This is a genomic window from Halovalidus salilacus (genome assembly GCF_031852275.1).
Taxonomy (GTDB): Archaea; Halobacteriota; Halobacteria; order Halobacteriales; family Natrialbaceae; genus Halovalidus; species Halovalidus salilacus.
This window is the reverse complement of the sequence record NZ_CP134700.1, coordinates 1452115-1468356: the sequence shown is the minus strand read 5'-3', so window position 1 is coordinate 1468356 and position 16242 is coordinate 1452115. Positions and strand designations below refer to the sequence as shown.

General features: G+C 66.9%; 15 protein-coding genes and 1 pseudogene. 13 read left to right on the top strand and 3 right to left on the bottom strand.

Annotation, left to right across the window (positions count from 1 at the left end; translation table 11 throughout):
* Positions 1-18: 18 nt before the first annotated feature.
* Positions 19-366, top strand: a complete 348-nt coding sequence (locus RJT68_RS07300; protein ID WP_407039706.1) for a hypothetical protein — start codon at positions 19-21, stop codon at positions 364-366.
* 58 nt (positions 367-424) lie between these two features.
* Complete coding sequence (gene metG / locus RJT68_RS07295; RefSeq protein ID WP_407039705.1) at positions 425-2539, top strand: methionine--tRNA ligase; 2115 nt, start codon at positions 425-427, stop codon at positions 2537-2539.
* 129 nt (positions 2540-2668) lie between these two features.
* Here metG and RJT68_RS07290 read toward each other — a convergent pair whose 3' ends face one another.
* Both RJT68_RS07290 and RJT68_RS07285 read right to left on the bottom strand, forming a co-directional pair.
* Positions 2669-3367: an MBL fold metallo-hydrolase gene (locus RJT68_RS07290; RefSeq protein WP_407039704.1), complete on the bottom strand. Its 699-nt coding sequence runs from the start codon at positions 3365-3367 to the stop codon at positions 2669-2671.
* 59 nt (positions 3368-3426) lie between these two features.
* Complete coding sequence (locus tag RJT68_RS07285; RefSeq protein WP_407039703.1) at positions 3427-4623, bottom strand: cystathionine gamma-synthase; 1197 nt, start codon at positions 4621-4623, stop codon at positions 3427-3429.
* A gap of 158 nt (positions 4624-4781) precedes the next feature.
* Here RJT68_RS07285 and RJT68_RS07280 point away from each other — a divergent pair, with 158 nt between their 5' ends.
* From RJT68_RS07280 to RJT68_RS07255, 6 genes are all read left to right on the top strand, one after another.
* Positions 4782-5087, top strand: a complete 306-nt coding sequence (locus RJT68_RS07280) for a 50S ribosomal protein L21e (RefSeq protein WP_407039702.1) — start codon at positions 4782-4784, stop codon at positions 5085-5087.
* Positions 5084-5440: an RNA polymerase Rpb4 family protein gene (locus tag RJT68_RS07275; RefSeq protein ID WP_407039701.1), complete on the top strand. Its 357-nt coding sequence runs from the start codon at positions 5084-5086 to the stop codon at positions 5438-5440. Before RJT68_RS07280 ends, RJT68_RS07275 begins: the two co-directional genes overlap by 4 nt.
* Positions 5441-5528: 88 nt before the next feature.
* A complete protein-coding gene (locus RJT68_RS07270; protein WP_407039700.1) occupies positions 5529-6125 on the top strand; it encodes a DUF655 domain-containing protein in 597 nt (198 codons plus the stop codon).
* A 59-nt stretch (positions 6126-6184) separates the two neighbouring features.
* Positions 6185-7024: a 16S ribosomal RNA methyltransferase A gene (locus tag RJT68_RS07265; RefSeq protein WP_407039699.1), complete on the top strand. Its 840-nt coding sequence runs from the start codon at positions 6185-6187 to the stop codon at positions 7022-7024.
* A gap of 92 nt (positions 7025-7116) precedes the next feature.
* Positions 7117-8289 (top strand): mechanosensitive ion channel family protein, encoded by a 1173-nt coding sequence (locus tag RJT68_RS07260; RefSeq protein ID WP_407039698.1) that lies wholly within the window; start codon positions 7117-7119, stop codon positions 8287-8289.
* A 1-nt stretch (position 8290) separates the two neighbouring features.
* The gene (locus RJT68_RS07255; RefSeq protein WP_407039697.1) at positions 8291-8899 is read left to right on the top strand and encodes a HemK2/MTQ2 family protein methyltransferase; all 609 of its coding nucleotides are present in this window, start codon (positions 8291-8293) and stop codon (positions 8897-8899) included.
* A gap of 25 nt (positions 8900-8924) precedes the next feature.
* Here RJT68_RS07255 and RJT68_RS07250 read toward each other — a convergent pair whose 3' ends face one another.
* Complete coding sequence (locus RJT68_RS07250) at positions 8925-10313, bottom strand: GntP family permease (protein WP_407039696.1); 1389 nt, start codon at positions 10311-10313, stop codon at positions 8925-8927.
* A 309-nt stretch (positions 10314-10622) separates the two neighbouring features.
* Between RJT68_RS07250 and RJT68_RS07245 the strand changes: the two genes are divergently transcribed.
* From RJT68_RS07245 to RJT68_RS07225, 5 genes and pseudogenes are all read left to right on the top strand, one after another.
* The gene (locus tag RJT68_RS07245; RefSeq protein WP_407039695.1) at positions 10623-11627 is read left to right on the top strand and encodes a 5-methyltetrahydropteroyltriglutamate--homocysteine methyltransferase; all 1005 of its coding nucleotides are present in this window, start codon (positions 10623-10625) and stop codon (positions 11625-11627) included.
* Entirely contained in the window at positions 11624-12700 is a 1077-nt protein-coding gene (locus RJT68_RS07240) for a methionine synthase (protein ID WP_407039694.1), read from the top strand. Before RJT68_RS07245 ends, RJT68_RS07240 begins: the two co-directional genes overlap by 4 nt.
* 247 nt (positions 12701-12947) lie before the next feature.
* Positions 12948-13097 carry a twin-arginine translocation signal domain-containing protein gene (locus RJT68_RS07235; protein WP_407039693.1) on the top strand — a complete coding sequence of 50 codons (150 nt, stop codon included), beginning with the start codon at positions 12948-12950 and terminating at the stop codon, positions 13095-13097.
* Positions 13098-13621: 524 nt separating this feature from the next.
* Entirely contained in the window at positions 13622-14752 is a 1131-nt protein-coding gene (locus RJT68_RS07230) for a Gfo/Idh/MocA family protein (RefSeq protein WP_407039692.1), read from the top strand.
* Between the two features lie 166 nt (positions 14753-14918).
* Positions 14919-16139: pseudogene (locus tag RJT68_RS07225) on the top strand (HD domain-containing protein); the annotation flags it as partial.
* Between the last annotated feature and the right edge of the window lie 103 nt (positions 16140-16242).

The window sequence follows — 16242 nt, the reverse complement described above, 5'->3', positions numbered from 1 at the left end:
TCGACCCGAGTCGTAGCCATGGCGCCGACGGCGAACCTGGACGGCCTCGATATCGTCACCGTCGTCGGTATCTGTGGACTGGTCCTCGCCTCGAGCGTCTCCGATCTCGAGGGGGTCGTCCTCGCGGCGGCGCTGGGCGGGTTCCTCCTCTCGCTCGCCACCTGGCGGCTGTACGGCGGTCGACCGTGGGAGGCGATCGCCTGGGTCGTCTGGAGCGGCGCCGCGGCGGCGATCGTCGTAGTCCCCGACGGACCGCTCTTCCTCGCCGCCTTCTTCGGTCCGCTCCTGCTCGGACTGGCGCTGTTGATCGCCGGGCGAACCGGTCTGTTGCCCGATATCTGGCGCGCGGACGCTGAGTCGCCGTGATTCGCGCTCGCGGATCGAAACCGGCGGGTTTTACGCCCGCGACCGACACACCTCGAGTATGAGCCACGACGAGTACCCGACGGACCGTCCCGCTGTCGTGACCTGCGGGTTGCCGTACGCCAACGGCGACCTCCACATCGGTCACCTGCGGGGGTACATCGGCGCGGACGCGTTCGCCCGCGCCCTCGAGACGCTCGGCCAGCAGGTCGCCTACGTCTGCGGGTCGGACATGCACGGCACGCCCGTGGCCGTCAACGCCGAGGAGGAGGGCGTCGACCCCGAGGAGTTCGCCCTGCGCTGGCACGAGCAGTACGAGGAGACGTTCCCGAAGTTCAACGTCGAGTTCGACAACTACGGCCACACCCACGACGAGACGAACACCGAGTTGACGAAGGAGATCGTTCGCACGCTCGACGAGGAGGGGTACGTGTACGAGAAGGAGATCAAGGTCGCCTACGACCCCGAGGCCGACCAGTACCTTCCCGACCGTTACGTCGTCGGCACCTGCCCCTACTGCGGCGAGAAGGCCCGCGGCGACGAGTGCGACGAGGGCTGTCAACGCCACTTAGAGCCCGGTGAGGTCGAGGATCCGACGAGCGCGATCACCGGCAACTCGGCGGAGTACCGGGACCGCACGCACAAGTTCTTCCGCGTCTCCGAGTTCGCCGACTACCTCACGGCGTTCCTCGACGACCTCGAGGGGACCTCCAACGCGCGCAACCAGCCCCGCCAGTGGATCGAGGACGGCCTGCAGGACTGGTGTATCACCCGCGACATGGACTGGGGGATCGACTACCCCGACAACGGCGATGACGACGAAGCCGACGACCTCGTCCTCTACGTCTGGGTCGACGCGCCGATCGAGTACATCGCCTCGACGAAGCAGTACACGGAGCGCGTCGGCGCCGACGAGTACGACTGGGAGGAGGTCTGGCGCGAGGACGGCGAGATCGTCCACGTCATCGGCCGGGACATCATCCAGCACCACACCATCTTCTGGCCCGCGATGCTCGAGGGCGCCGGCTACAACGCGCCCCGGGGAATCGCCGCCACGGGCTTCATCACGATCAACGGCAAGGGGCTCTCGACCAGCCGCAACCGCGCGATCTGGGCCCGCGAGTACCTCGAGGAGGGGTTCCACCCCGACCTGCTTCGGTACTACCTGACGACGACCGGCGGCCTCCAGCAGGACGTCGACTTCTCGTGGGACGCCTTCCAGGAGAAGGTCAACGGCGAACTCGTCGGTACCGTCGGCAACTTCTGGTACCGCTCGCTGCTGTTCGCCTACCGCAACTACGAGGGGACGCCGGACGAGGACGTCTCCGAGGAAGTTCGCGAGAAGATCGAAGGCGCGATCGGCGACGTCCGCGAGGCGGTCAACGACTACGACCTCCGGGGCATCGGGCTCGCCGCAGTTCGCCTCGCCCAGTTCGGCAACGAGTACATCCAGCGCAACGAGCCCTGGAAACTGGTCGACGACGAACCGGAGGAGGCCGCCCGGGTCATCCGCGACTGCGTGCAGATCGCGAAGGCCGTCGGCGTCCTTATCGAGCCGATCGCTCCCGACAAGGCGGAGGCCCTCTGGGCACAACTCGGCGAGGACGGCAGCGTCCACGACGCCCACCTCCAGGACGCCCTCGAGTCTCCGCCGGAGACGTTCGATGAACCCGGCGAACCCTTCGAGAAGATCGAGGACGACCGGGTCGAGGAGCTAAACGAGAAGCTCGCGGCCCGGATCGAGGAGGCCGCGTCGGACCAGGAGAGCGAGGCGGAAACCGAAACTGACGACGAGGGCGCGGGCGAATCCGAATCCGAACCCATGACCGACACCGACGACCTCGAGCCCCTGCTCGAGGACCGTATCAGCTTCGAGGAGTTCCAGCAACTCGACGTCCGCGTGGGTCGAATCGAGGACGCCGAGGGCATCGAGGGCGCGGACGACCTCGCGCGCCTCGAGGTCGACATCGGCTTCGAGACCCGCCAGGTCGTCGCGGGCATCAAGCGCCTGCACGACCTCGACGAACTACCGGGGACGAAGTGCGTCCTCCTGGCGAACATGGAACCCGCCGAACTGTTCGGCGTCGAATCGAACGGCATGATCCTCGCGGCGGGCGAGGAGGCGGACCTGCTGACGACCCACGGCGACGCGGACGTGGGCGAGAAGGTGCGATAACTGTCGATCTCCTTCGGCTCGACACCCTCCTCTGTTCGATTATCCGTTTTCCACTCGCCCGAGTCACCCCGGTCGCTCTCCCGCTGAACCCCCTACGGGTGAGGATACGGAGAGGGGACTCGAGATCCGTTATGGGGATTCGGACTCGTATCCAGCCGCGATTTCGCGGATCCGTTTCGTTCCCTCCTCGACGGAGCCGCCGTGAAAACACAGGACCTGATCGATCTCGAGGTCGGCGAGCCGCGCCACCGACTCCATCGCGCGATCCATATCCGGGGTGAAGTGGGGTTTCGGCCCCGAGAGCGGGTCGTCGCCGTCGGCGACGAGGGCGTCGCCCGCGAGCAGCAGGCGGTCCTCGGGGAGGTACAGCGAGAGGTGGCCCGGGCAGTGGCCGGGCGTCTCGACGACCTCCGCCGGGCCGCCGACGGTCGGGATTCGAACGCCCTCGACGAGGTGCAGGTCGACAGGGGCGGGCGGGTACCGGTCGCCGTCACCGCCCTTGATCGGACCCTCGTCGCCCTCGACGTACGGCGCCTCCTCGGGGTGGGCCGCGACGACGGCGTCGGTGCGCTCGAGCAGGTCCGCGAGGCCGCCGGCGTGGTCGCCGTCGTGGTGGGTCAGGAGGACGAGCCAGACGTCCTCGAGGCCGTAGCCGAGGTCGGAGAGGTGGACCTCGAGGGCGTCGGCCATCCCCTCCGGGCCGGCGTCGATCAGGACGAGTCCGCGGTCGGTCTCGAGGACCGCCGGCGTGATGGCGAACTCGCGGCCGCCGTACTCGACGCTCGTCGGGAGCGCGTGTACGCTCGTGGTACGATCAGTCGGTTCCATGCGCGCTCATTCTCGGGAGAATTCGAAAGGTTTGGGATCGGGTCGTACGCCGATTCCCCTCACCCGAGCGCGGTCTCGATCGCCCGCTCGAGGTCGGCGATCAGGTCGTCGACGTGCTCGATACCGACGCTGACGCGGATGAGGCTGTCCGAGAGACCGGCTTCGAGTCGTTCCTCGCGGGGGATGGCGGCGTGGGTCATCGGGGCGGGCTGTTCGATCAGGCTCTCGACGCCGCCGAGGCTCTCGGCGAGGGTGAACACCTCCGTGGTCGAGACGACCTCGGCGACCTGCTCGAGGGCCGCGTCGAGTTCGAAGCTGAGCATGCCGCCGAAGTCGTCCATCTGCTCGGCGGCGACCTCGTGTCCGGGGTGGGACTCGAGGCCGGGGTAGTAGACCCGATCCACGTCCGGGTGGTCGTCCAACCACTCGGCGATCGCTCGGGCGTTCTCGCAGTGGCGGTCCATGCGGACGGGGAGGGTCTTGGTCCCGCGGAGGACGAGGAAGCAGTCGAAAGGTCCGGGCGTGGCGCCGACGGCGTTCTGGTAGAAGCCGAAGCGCTCGTCCAGATCGGGATCGTTCGTCAGCAGCGCGCCGCCGACGACGTCGGAGTGGCCGCCGAGGTACTTCGTCAGCGAGTGGGAGACGACGTCGGCGCCCGACTCGAGCGGGCGCTGCAGGTACGGCGTCGCGAACGTGTTGTCGATGGCGCAGATCGCGTCGTGGTCGTGGGCGATTTCCGCCGCGCCCGCGACGTCGACGATCGACATGAGCGGGTTGGTGGGGGTCTCGAGCCAGAGCAACTCCGTTTCGGGCCGGAACGCCGCCTCGAGTTCGTCGAGGTCGGTCATGTCGACGAAGGAGAACTCGAGGTCGTAGTCCTCGTACACCTGCGTGAAGATGCGGTGGGTCCCGCCGTAGACGTCGTTGCCCGTGACGACGTGGTCGCCGGCCTCGAGCAGGTTCAACACGGTGTTGATCGAGGCCATACCGCTCGCGAACGCCCGGCCGTACTCGGCGCCCTCGAGGCTCGCGAGGTTCTCCTCGAGGTCCGTTCGCGTCGGGTTTCCGGTGCGGGAGTACTCGTAGCCGCGGTGGTCACCCGGCGCGTCCTGCTCGTAGGTGGAGTTGGCGTAGACGGGCGTCATCAGCGCGCCCGTCTCCGGATCCGCGTCCTGTCCGGCGTGGATCGAGCGCGTTTCGATCCGGTAGTCGCGATGGCCGCCGCGCCCGTCGACATCGCCGTCTCGGTCGTGCATGTCCCACGTGACGTACTCGAGGAGGTTAGGTATCTCGATGGGTCGCCGAGGCGGCCTCCGTCGCCGCCGCCGCTGGCGTTCGCGGGTGAGAACCCGTCTCGCGCCCGCCCGAATACGTGCGTTTTATAACGCTCACCGGACAAGGGCGTCGTACGACTATGCCGAACTCTAACGGACCTCGCCAGGGAACTCGGCGGAAGCTCGCGAACAAGCCTCGAGACCGCGGAACGTCCCCGCCGCAGCGGGCGATCCAGGAGTACGACGAGGGCCAGAAGGTCCACCTGAAGATCGACCCGAGCGTCGCCGACGGGCGCTACCACCCCCGTTTCGACGGCCAGACCGGCGAAGTGATCGGGAAGCAGGGGAACGCGTTCAAGATCCGCATCACCGACGGCGGCAAGGAGAAGACGGTGATCGCGACCGCCGCGCACCTGCGCGCCCAGACCGGCCAGCGGGAAGAATGACGATCTTCAAGGAGATCGTCGACGAGGAGTACCTGACCGTCTCGGAGGCGAAGGAACTCCTCGCCGACATCGAAACCGAACGCGCGCTCGACGAGGACCGCGAGCTCCGCTACGAACTCGCCCGGGCCATCGAGCACGTCAACCGCTTCGCCGTCCTCGAGCCAGAGGACGCCCAGGCGCTCGTCGACGACCTCCTCGAATTCGAGAACGTCGACGAGCCGACGGCCTACAAGATCGCCAACCTCCTCCCCCAGGATCGGGACGAACTGCGAGCGGTGTACGCCCAGCAGCGGTACACCCTCTCGGGCGACGAACTCGACGACATTCTGAACGTCGTCGCGCAGTACGTCTGACGCCGACGCCCTCGAGCGCGCCCGAGGCCCGGCGATCGCCTGATAGCGAGCCGACTCTTTAAGTGCGCCGTCGCCGTATCCACGCGTAATGAGCGAAGCCGACAGCGACGAGACGGACGCCCGCCGCGCGGTCGTGCTGGATTATCTCGCCCACGGCCTGTCGGACGACGGGCGGCCCCAGTACGAGAAGTCGCCGGCGGGATACGCCCTCGACGTCGACGACTTCACGCTCTACGAGGTGGCCTTCGACGAGGAGGAACGGCTCACCATCGGGAGCCGCGTCGTCGTCGATCCCCCCGAAGCGCGGGACGTCGTCCTCGAGTCCCGTCCCGTCGAGTACGAGGACCTCTCCTCCGGCGCCCGAACCGAACTCGAGTACGTCGTCGCGGACCTGGTCGAGGAACAGGAGGAGCGGTTCGTGAACTTCTACAACGAGGCCCAGCCGATCACCCTCCGGCTCCACCAGCTGAACCTGCTGCCGGGGATCGGGAAGAAACTCCGCAACAGCATCCTCGACGAGCGGAAACGGAAGCCCTTCGAGAGCTTCGAGGAGCTCGAAGAGCGCGTCTCCGGGCTCCACGACTCCGACGAGATCCTCGTCGAGCGCATCCTCGAGGAGCTACGCGACGACGACCTGAAGTACCAGACGTTCGTCGGCCAACCGGGGCGACCCCGGGAGGAGTAACTCGTTTTCGAAGCCGCGAGACGCTGCGTTTACACCGCACCCGCCCGTAGCCGGCGGAAATGAGGGATCCAGACGAACTGATCGCTCGGGCGGGCGTCCGCGGCGATCCGAACCGGGACCAGCACTTCCTCGTCGACGATCGGGTGCTCGATCGACTGCCCACCTACCTCGAGGAGATCGACGCCGATACCGGGCACCTGCTCGAGATCGGCGGCGGGACGGGGGCGCTGACGGATCGGCTGCTTGCGGTCGGCGACGAGGTGACGGTCGTCGAACGCGACCGTCGACTGGCCGAGTTTCTCCGCCGGGAGTTCGCGACGGAGATCGAGGAGGAACGCCTGACCGTGATCGAGGGGGACGCGCTCGAGGTGGAGTTGCCCGACTTCACGGCGTCGGTCTCGAACCTTCCCTACGGGGTCTCGAGCGAGATCGCGTTCCGGCTCTTCCCCGAGAAGCGCCCCCTCGTGTTGATGTTCCAGCTCGAGTTCGCCGAACGGATGGTAGCGGGGCCGGGAACGTCCGAGTACGGACGACTGTCGGTGTCGGCCCAGCACTACGCCGACGTCGAACTGGTCGAAACGGTGCCCAAGGAGGCGTTCTCGCCGCCGCCGGCGGTACAGAGCGCGGTCGTCCGGACGGTGCCCCGGGAGCCGGACTACGAGGTGGACGACGAGGAGTTCTTCCTCCGGTTCGTCAAGGCCCTGTTCACCCAGCGCCGGAAGACGATTCGAAACGCGATTCGGAACACGGCCCACATATCGGGGCTCGAGGAGCCCGGGGCGGTCGTCGAGGGGGCCGACGAGGAGGTGCTGCGAAAGCGCGCCGGCGCGATGGCGCCGGCGGAGTTCGCCGCGCTGGCCACGCTCGCGGCGGACGTCGGACGGCCCGCCGACGACTGACGAGGACGAAACCGGTCGCGGCGACCGACCGACGTCGACCGACGAGTACTCAACCCTGGGCGAACGACGGTCTCGAGAGACGACGATCACGCATGGCAGACGTACTGACCGGATTCGATTGGCTCTCCGAGACACTCGATACGTTCGAACTGCGGCTCGCTGTGACGTTCGCGGCGATCGGATTCCTGCTGGTCGTGCTCCTCTCCCACCGACAGATCCAGGGGTGGCTCGACGCGCGAACGCGACCGCTGTACAGGGACCTCGCGTCGGCGACGGTGTTGATCGGAGCGTCCGCGTTCTCGCTCGTGGTCGTGTTGGGCGCCTGGGACCAGACCGACACGGTGACCGACATCTACACGGAGAACCTGGGGTTCGAGGGCGAGGTCATCGGACGGCTGGCGGTCTCGTTCGTCCTCATCATCGGGACGGTCATCGTCACGCGGTTCGTCAGGCGCCTCGTCGACGAGGTACTCGGCTCGGCCGCCGCCGTGACCGACCACCAGCGCGAGATCACCCACCGCGTCTCGCAGGTGATCATCTGGTCGGTGGCGCTCGTTATGGTGCTCAGCTACTGGGTCGACGACCTCGGCGGCCTGCTCGTCGGGGCCGGGTTCTTCGGTATCGTCGTCGGTATGGCCGCTCAACAGACCCTCGGGACGATCCTCGCGGGGTTCATCCTCATGTTCGACCGGCCGTTCGAGATCGGCGACTGGATCGAGGTCGAAGGCGAGGAGGGGATCGTCACGGACATCTCGATCGTCAACACGCGGATCCGGTCGTTCGACGGCGAGTACGTGATGGTCCCGAACGACGTCATCAGCGCGGGGATGGTGACGAACCGCTCGAGGCGAGGCCGCCTGCGGATCGAGATCGACGTCGGCGTCGACTACGAGTCGGACCTCGAGCGCGCGGCGGACCTCGCGAAGGAGGCGGTCGCGGAGATCGACCGTTCGCTGTCGGCGCCGAGTCCGCAGGTCGTCTGCAAGTCCTTCGGCGACTCCGCGGTCGTCCTGGGCGTGCGATTCTGGATCGACAGACCCACCTCCCGCCGAATGTGGCGGGCGCGGACGGCCGCGATCGGCGCGATCAAGGACGCGTTCGGGGACGAGGGGATCAAGATCCCCTTCCCGCAGCGCGAACTGTCGGGACGGGCCGAGACGGGTGGATTCCGCGTGACCGGCGACTCGAGCACGCTCCCCGGCGGGGAATCGACCACCTACTCCGAGTCGACAGACGAACACGCCACCGCACCGGAGGACGATTAGGATGGATCTGGCAGACCGGCGCGGCCTCGAAGCGGACGTCTACCAGCCGGCGGAGGACTCGCGACTGCTGGCCGAAGCCGCACTCGATCGGCTGACGGACGGGGTCCGCGGGCGCGAAGGTAAGGAGGGAAACTGGCCGAGGACCGTCCTCGAGGTGGGTACCGGCTCGGGATACGTCGCGACACGGATCGCAGAGGTGACCGACGCGCGAGTGCTCGCCTCCGACGTGAATCCCCACGCCGTCCGCCGGGCTCGAGGGGTAGGCGTCGAGACCGTGCGCGCGGACCTGGTCTCGCCGTTCGCCGACGACGCCTTCGACGCGGTTCTGTTCAATCCGCCGTACCTTCCGACCGACCCCGACCACGAGTGGGACGACTGGATGGAGCGGGCGCTTTCGGGCGGGGAAGACGGCCGGGCGGTGATCGATCCCTTCCTCGAGACCGTCGGTCGCGTGCTCTCTCCCGACGGAGTCATCCTCCTGCTGGTGAGCAGCCTCACGGGGGTCGACGAGGTCGTCGAGCGGGCCGGCGAGGAGGGCTTCAGCGCCGTCGCGGTCGCGGACGAGTCGTTCCCCTTCGAGACGCTGACCGTCCTCGAACTGTTCGCGTAAAAATCGGGCGCGGCGTTCGGCCGGTTCAGGCGAGCGGAAGGATCGTCGCGAACGTCACCGTACTGATGAACCCGACGATCCCGATGAGGATCGTCGAAGCGGTCCACGTCTTCAGCGTCTCGGCCTGCGTGAGGCCGCCGATCTCCTTGACGATCCAGAAGCCGCTGTCGTTGTACCACGAGCAGAACGTCGCGCCCGCGCCGATGGCCATGACCAGGTAGGCGGGGTGGGCGCCGAAGTTCCCCGCCATCGGCGCCGTGATGCCGGCCGTCGTGGTGATCGCGACCGTCGCCGACCCCTGGACCAGGCGCACGCCCGCGGCGATCACCCACGCCGTCGCGAGGACGCCGAGGCCGAGTTCCTGTAGACTGCCGGCGATCAGGTCTCCGGCGCCCGCCTCGTTCAGCATGTACCCGAACGCGCCGCCGGCGGCCGTGATCGCCGCGATGTTACCGCCGCTTTTGAGCGCCTCCGTTAGTTCGTCGGAGAACACTTCGCCGGAGATGTCGGACATGCGGAAGTAGGTGAACGCCGCAGCGAGCGCCGCGGCCGTCAGCGCGAAGTTCGGATCGCCGAAGAAATTCGTGATCGTCGCCGGGGTGCTCTCCTCGCCGACGAACGTGATGACGAAGGTATTCAGCCCGACGAGCAGGACCGCCAGCAGGATCGGCAGCGACGCCTCGAACAGCCCCGGAAGCTGGTCGGTCGGCGTCTCCACCTTCTCCGTCAGTTCGTCGACCGTCGTCCCCATCGCATCGCGGAGGGGTATCTCGAGTCGCCGGTTGATGAAGTAGCCGTAGCCGAGCCCGGCGACGATCGCGGTCGGAAGTCCCGTCAGGAGGCCGACGAGGATCGTCGTCCCCAGGTTGGCGTCGAATTCGCCGGCCGCGAGCAGCGGTCCGGGCGTCGGCGGGACGAATCCGTGGGTCACCGCGCCGGCCGCCCCGATGACGACGATGAACAGCGCGTAATTCCGTCCCGTACGCGAGCGCGCCGCTCGAGCCAAGGGCGCGAGCAGGTAGAACACGTTGTCGAAGAACACCGGGATCGCCATGATGAACCCGCTGCTGAACAGCGAGTACTCGGTGTTGTCCCGCCCGAAGACGCCGTTGAAAAAGCGGACGATCCGATCCGCCGCGCCGCTTTCGATCATCGCCTTCCCGATGATCGCAGCCATGAGGATCGGAATGCCGATCCCCGCCATTCCGTCGCCGAACGCTCCCGCGAACTCGCCAGGTACCTCGCCGAACGGGATGGCCGGAGAGACCATCCCGACGACGAATCCGGCGATGACCAGCGCGATGAACGGCGGTAAGTCGAGGTAGATCAGGAGGAAGACGATCGTGATGATTCCCGCGACGAGCGCGAGGAGCGGTGCCTGTCCGCCGAGTTGGAGTGCGATCGTTCCAAACATCGAGATATGGGATACCACACTGCACGAAATAGTTCTTTTTCGCAGTAAGTTAAAATTTCCAACGTCAGGGGGCGCTGAACGAGTCGTTTCGCGAACGCTACTCGCTACTAGGAGTGGTAATAGGAGGCAAACGGCGGAATCGAGACCGCTCGCGGATCGACGTCGAGGGGGCGGGAACGATTCCACCGCTCGACCGAGGACCGATTCGGCTACTGCGGAGCGTGATTCGTGTTATCCTGGAACTCGATTACTGCCACGTATTTGTTGATATGGAAAATATTAAGCGTCGGCATAGCCTAGCCGCAACGCATGACCGAATACGTGTCGACCACGCCGGGGCTCTTTCCGCTCCCTGACCGGGCGAAAGGCGAGCTCTCGGACCTCAAGGGTCACCAGAAACACGACCTCATCAGCGGCGACGAGGGCGACGAGATCGAATCCGCGTACCGGGAGGCTCGAGCCGAGGTGCTCGAGGTGCAAACCGAGGCCGGTCTCGACCGGATCACCGAGGGACAACTCCGCTGGGACGACATGCTCGCCCACCCGCTCGCCGTCCACGACGCCGTCGAGACGCACGGCATCGTGCGCTACTACGACAACAACAACTTCTACCGCGAACCCGTCGTGACCGGCGACCTCGAGTTCTCGGGTGACGTCGCCTCCGAACTCGAGTCGGCCTCCGAACTCGCCGACGACACCGACCTGCAGGCGGTCCTTCCCGGCCCGTACTCGCTGGCCGACCTCGCGACCGACGACCACTACGGCGACGAGGCCGAGTTCCTCGAGGCGATCGCCGACTTCCTCGCCGGCGAGGTCGAGGCCTTCCCCGAACACGAGACGCTGTTCCTGCTCGAGCCCTCGCTCGTCGAGAGCGCACCCGACGACGACCTCGACGAACTCGCCAGCGAGGCGATCGATACCGTCGCACAGGCGACCGACGCCGACGTCGTTGCCCACACCTACTGGGGCGCGCTCGAGGAGAAGGTGTACGCCCACCTCCTCGACGCAGACGTCGACGCGATCGGATTGGACTTCGTCTCCGAGCAGGACCAGAACCTGTACAACCTGCAGGAGTACGGCTCGACCGACGAAATCGCCCTCGGCCTCGCCGACGGGCAGAACACCCTCGTCGAGGACCCCGAGGCGATCCGCGACCGCGCCGAGTGGGTCTTCGAGAAGCTGCCGGTCACGGACTTCGAGACGGTGTACCTGACGACCAACACGGAGACGTTCTACCTGCCGTACGCGAAGTATCAGGAGAAACTCGAGGTGCTGGCGGAAGCCGCGGACCTCGCGGAGGTGAAAGCCGCATGAGCGCGAACGACAACAGAGACCAGTTCCGACCGGAGGACCACGAGAACGACCACTTCATCCTGACGACGGTCGTCGGGAGCTACCCGAAGCCCAAGTGGCTCAACCGCGCGAAGGAACTCTGCGAGGACCCCGACCACGGGTTCGACGAGGACGACCTGGCGGAGGCCGAGGACGACGCCGCACGCCTCATCGCGAACGAGCACGAGCGGGCCGGCCTCGACGTCGTCGTCGACGGCGAGATGCGGCGCAACGAGATGGTCGAGTTCTTCGCCCACCGCATCGAGGGCTACGAGTTCAACGGCCCGGTCAAGGTCTGGGGGCACAATTATTTCGACAAGCCCTCCGTCGTGAGCGAGGTCGAGTACGACGACTCCTGGCTCGTCGACGAGTACGAGTACACCGCATCCGTCACGGACCGCCCCGTCAAGGTCCCGATCACGGGGCCGTACACCCTCGCCAACTGGTCGTTCAACGAGGCCTACGACGACGACGAGGCCCTCGCCTACGACCTCGCGGACCTCGTCAACGAGGAGATCGAAAAGCTCGTCGAGGCGGGCGCCCGGTACATCCAGATCGACGAACCCGCCCTCGCGACGACGCCCGACGACCACGCCATCGTCGGCGAGTGCTTAGAGCGCATCGTCGCCGACATCCCCGAGGAGGTCCGCATCGGCCTCCACGTCTGCTACGGCGACTACTCCCGGATCTACCCCGAGATCCTCGAGTTCCCCGTCGACGAGTTCGACCTCGAACTCGCCAACGGCGACTACGAGCAACTCGACGTGTTCAAAGACCCCGACTTCACGAAGGATCTCGCCCTCGGCGTCACGGACGTCCACGTCGCCGAGGTCGAGTCGGTCGAGCAGATCGAGCGCAACATCCTGAAGGGCCTCGAGATCGTCCCGCCGGAACAACTGGTCGTCTCGCCGGACTGCGGCGTGAAGCTGTTGCCCCGCGAGGTCGCCTACGGCAAGATGGCGAACATGGTCGAGGCCGCCCGCAACGTCGAGGCCAAACTCGACGCCGGCGATATCGACGTCGAGCGCGAACCGCCGGCGCCGGCCGACGACTGAGCGCGTCTCGACTCCACCCGACCGGTCTCGTTTTTCCCTCCGATCTCCCTCACCACCGACCCCTGCACGCCGCCGGCGCGTAGATCCGTTATCGGCGAGGTCGGATCGATTCCTTGATCGCCGACACATTATCGAAGTAACACGAGCGTACAGCGACGGTAGTCCCGTCACGGCCGCGATAACGGTCAGCTACCCCGAGAGTACGCTGAAATTATTTATCTAAATCCGAGTTGTGTCGTGCTATCGCATGTCCAACGATCGAGCGAACGACGCCGACTGGATCGACGCGTCCCGGCGGACGTTCATGAAGGCGACCGGCGCGGCGACGGCTGCGTCCGCCATCGGCGCGGGCACCGCGGGTGCTGCGACAGGGGAAACGAAAGGAACGAACCCATGACGTCGAGGCGCTGCTCGAGGAGATGACCATCGAGCAGAAGGTGGGGCAGATGACGCAGGTGGCGGTCGACGACCTCGAGGACGAATTCGACCCGGACGACCCGTTCGCCACGCACGACGAAACGGATACGGTCGGGGAGCTGTTTACCGAACTCCACGTCGGCTCGATCCTCAACGGCGGCGCCTCGGGGCCGACCTGGGACGGGGAGGAGTTCGTGGAAGGGCTCAACGGCCGATTTCGGTCGGCTCCGACTGGACGTACGGCGACGACGACGCGACGCCGACGCTACCGATCCACGAGACCGCCTCGATCACCGACCCCGAGCCGATGCCCGGACGGTACGACATCGACAACGACGGCGACGAGGACTTCGACGACGTGATGGACCTCCACAGACGGCTCAAGCGACGGAGGTAATCCGCCGTCGGCCGTCCGCCTCGAGTTTCGTCGTTCGCCGATCCCGCTTCGCCCGCCGTTCGCCGGACCACAAAAACCCTAACTCGTTCCTCGATGAATACCACGGTATGACCCTCGAGATCGGGATGCTCGGGTATCGTTTCATGGGCAAAGCGCACGCGAACGCGCTCGCGAGGCTGCCGATGTTCTTTCCGGACGCGCCCGACGTCGAGCGCGGCGTGTTGATCGGTCGCGACGAAGACGCCCTTCGGGACGCCGCCGACCGCCTCGGCTTTTCTTCGATCGCCACCTCCTGGGAGGAGGCGATCGACGAGGTGGACGTCTTCTACAACCTGGGGCCGAACCACGTTCACGCCGAACCCTCGATCGCCGCCCTCGATGCGGGCACGCCCGTCTTCTGCGAGAAGCCCCTGGCACCCACGCTCGAGGAGGCCGACGTGATGGCGGAGACCGCACGGGAGGCCGACGTCCCCGCCGGCTGTGCGTTCAACTACCGGTTCGTCCCCGCGATCCGGTACGCGAAGCGGCTGCTCGAGGCCGGCGAACTGGGCGAGATCCGCCACGTTCGCGGGCGGTACTTGCAAGACTGGCTGGTCGACCCGGAGGCGCCGTGGTCGTGGCGCAACGACGAGGAGTTGGCGGGGTCGGGTGCGCTGGGTGACCTCGGCTCGCACACGGTGGACCTCCTGCGATTCCTCGTCGGCGCGGACGACATCGCCGGCGAGATCAGCCGCATCAGCGGCCACCTCCGGACGTTCGTCGAGGAGCGGCCGGTCGAGGGCGACGGAGCGGGAACGGACGAGACCCGTCCCGTCACCGTCGACGACGCCTACTCCGCGCAACTCGAGTTCGAGAACGGTGCGATGGGAACGCTCGAGGCCTCCCGGTTCGCGACGGGCCACAAGAACGACCACACGATCGAGATCCACGGCTCGAAGGGAAGTCTGCGGTTCTCGCTCGAGCGGCTGAACGAACTCGAGGTCCTGCGGGAGGACAATCGGGGGTACAAGACGATCCTCGTGACCGACGAGGACGATCCATACGTCGATCACTGGTGGCCGCCGGGGCACGTCATCGGCTGGGAGCACACGTTCGTCCACGAGAACTACGAGTTCCTCACGGCGGTGGCGGAGAACGGTGAGTTCGAGCCGAACTTCGAGGACGGACTCGCCGCCCAGCAGGTGCTCGAGGCGATCGAGGAAAGCGACGACGCCGGCGAGTGGGTGTCGCTCGACTGAGGCTGTCGCCGACTGGCCCGCGGGCAGCCTCGACGTTCGTTCGTCCCCCGAGGTCTCGATCGCCGCCGATGTCGGCGGGAACCCCGTTTCACTCTCCCGACTTCGGAGTGTATCGCGAGCGACGACCCACGCGACAGTTTTTGTACGAAAGCGACGAAGGACCGTCATGAAAATCATCAAGGACAGCGTTCACGACCACATTCCGGTCGAAGGGATCGCTCGAGCCCTCCTCGACACCCCCGAAGTCCAGCGGTTGCGTGGAATTAGCCAGCTCGGCACCGTCTCGCTGGTCTACCCATCGGCGAACCACACCCGTTTCGAGCACAGCCTGGGCGTCTACTACCTCGCGTGCGAGGCCCTCGAGCACCTCGGAATCGGGGGGAGTCGGGCCGAACGGATCAAGGCGGCGGCCATGCTCCACGACGTGGGCCACGGGCCGTTCAGTCACAACCTCGAGCGGTTGACCCACCGGCGAACGGGCCGGTACCACGACGACGTTCACGACCTCCTCGCCTCGGGACGCGTCGGCGAGGTATTGTGCGAGCACGACGTCGATCCGTCGACGGTTGCCGACCTCGTCGCCGGCGAGGGGCGATTCGGCCAACTCGTCTCGGGCGAACTCGACGTCGATCGGATGGACTACCTGGTGCGCGACGCCCACCACACCGGCGTCCCCTACGGGACGATCGACACCGGCCGGCTCGTGCGCGAACTGACGTTCGTCGACGGCGAACTCGTCCTCGCCGAGGGGAACGTCCAGACCGCCGAGAGCCTGCTGGTCGCCCGCGCGCTGATGAACCCGACGGTCTACAGCCACAGCGTCGCCCGGATCAGCAAGGCGATGCTCCGGCGGGCGGCCGAGCGGTTGCTCGAGTCGACCGACCTCGAGGCCGAAACCCTCCAGCGAATGGACGACCACGACCTGATCGCGGCGCTGCGCTCGACCGAGCAGACGGCGGAGTACTCGCGCCGGCTGGATCACCGCGACCTCTACAAGCGGGCCGTGTGGGCGGAGATCGACGACGTCCCCGGCGGGATCATCGAGGCCGATCACGTGGCGATCCGGGAGTTCGAAGCAGAGATCGCCGACGCGGCGGCCGTCGACCCCGAGCACGTCATCCTCGACGTGCCGAGTCGCCCGTCGATGACGGAGTCCACGACGCGGGTGGTGGTCAACGGCGACGTTCGACGGCTGGGCCAGCAGTCCCCCCTGGTCGACGCCCTGCGAGCGGCCCAGTACTCCCAGTGGCGGCTCGGCGTCTACTCGCCCGAACCGGTTCGCGATCGGGTGGGGCGAGCGGCCCTCGACGTCCTCGGCCTCGACATCGACGGGCCGCTCGTCAGCGATGTTCGGGACGGGCTCTCCACGACGCTCGACCAGTTCGTCGGCGGAACGGCACCCGGGACGCGTTCGGGCTCGAGGGGTGACCCAGGTTCGGGCTCGAGGACCGATTCCGAATCGGGTTCGAGCGAGTGACGGTTCGTCACCG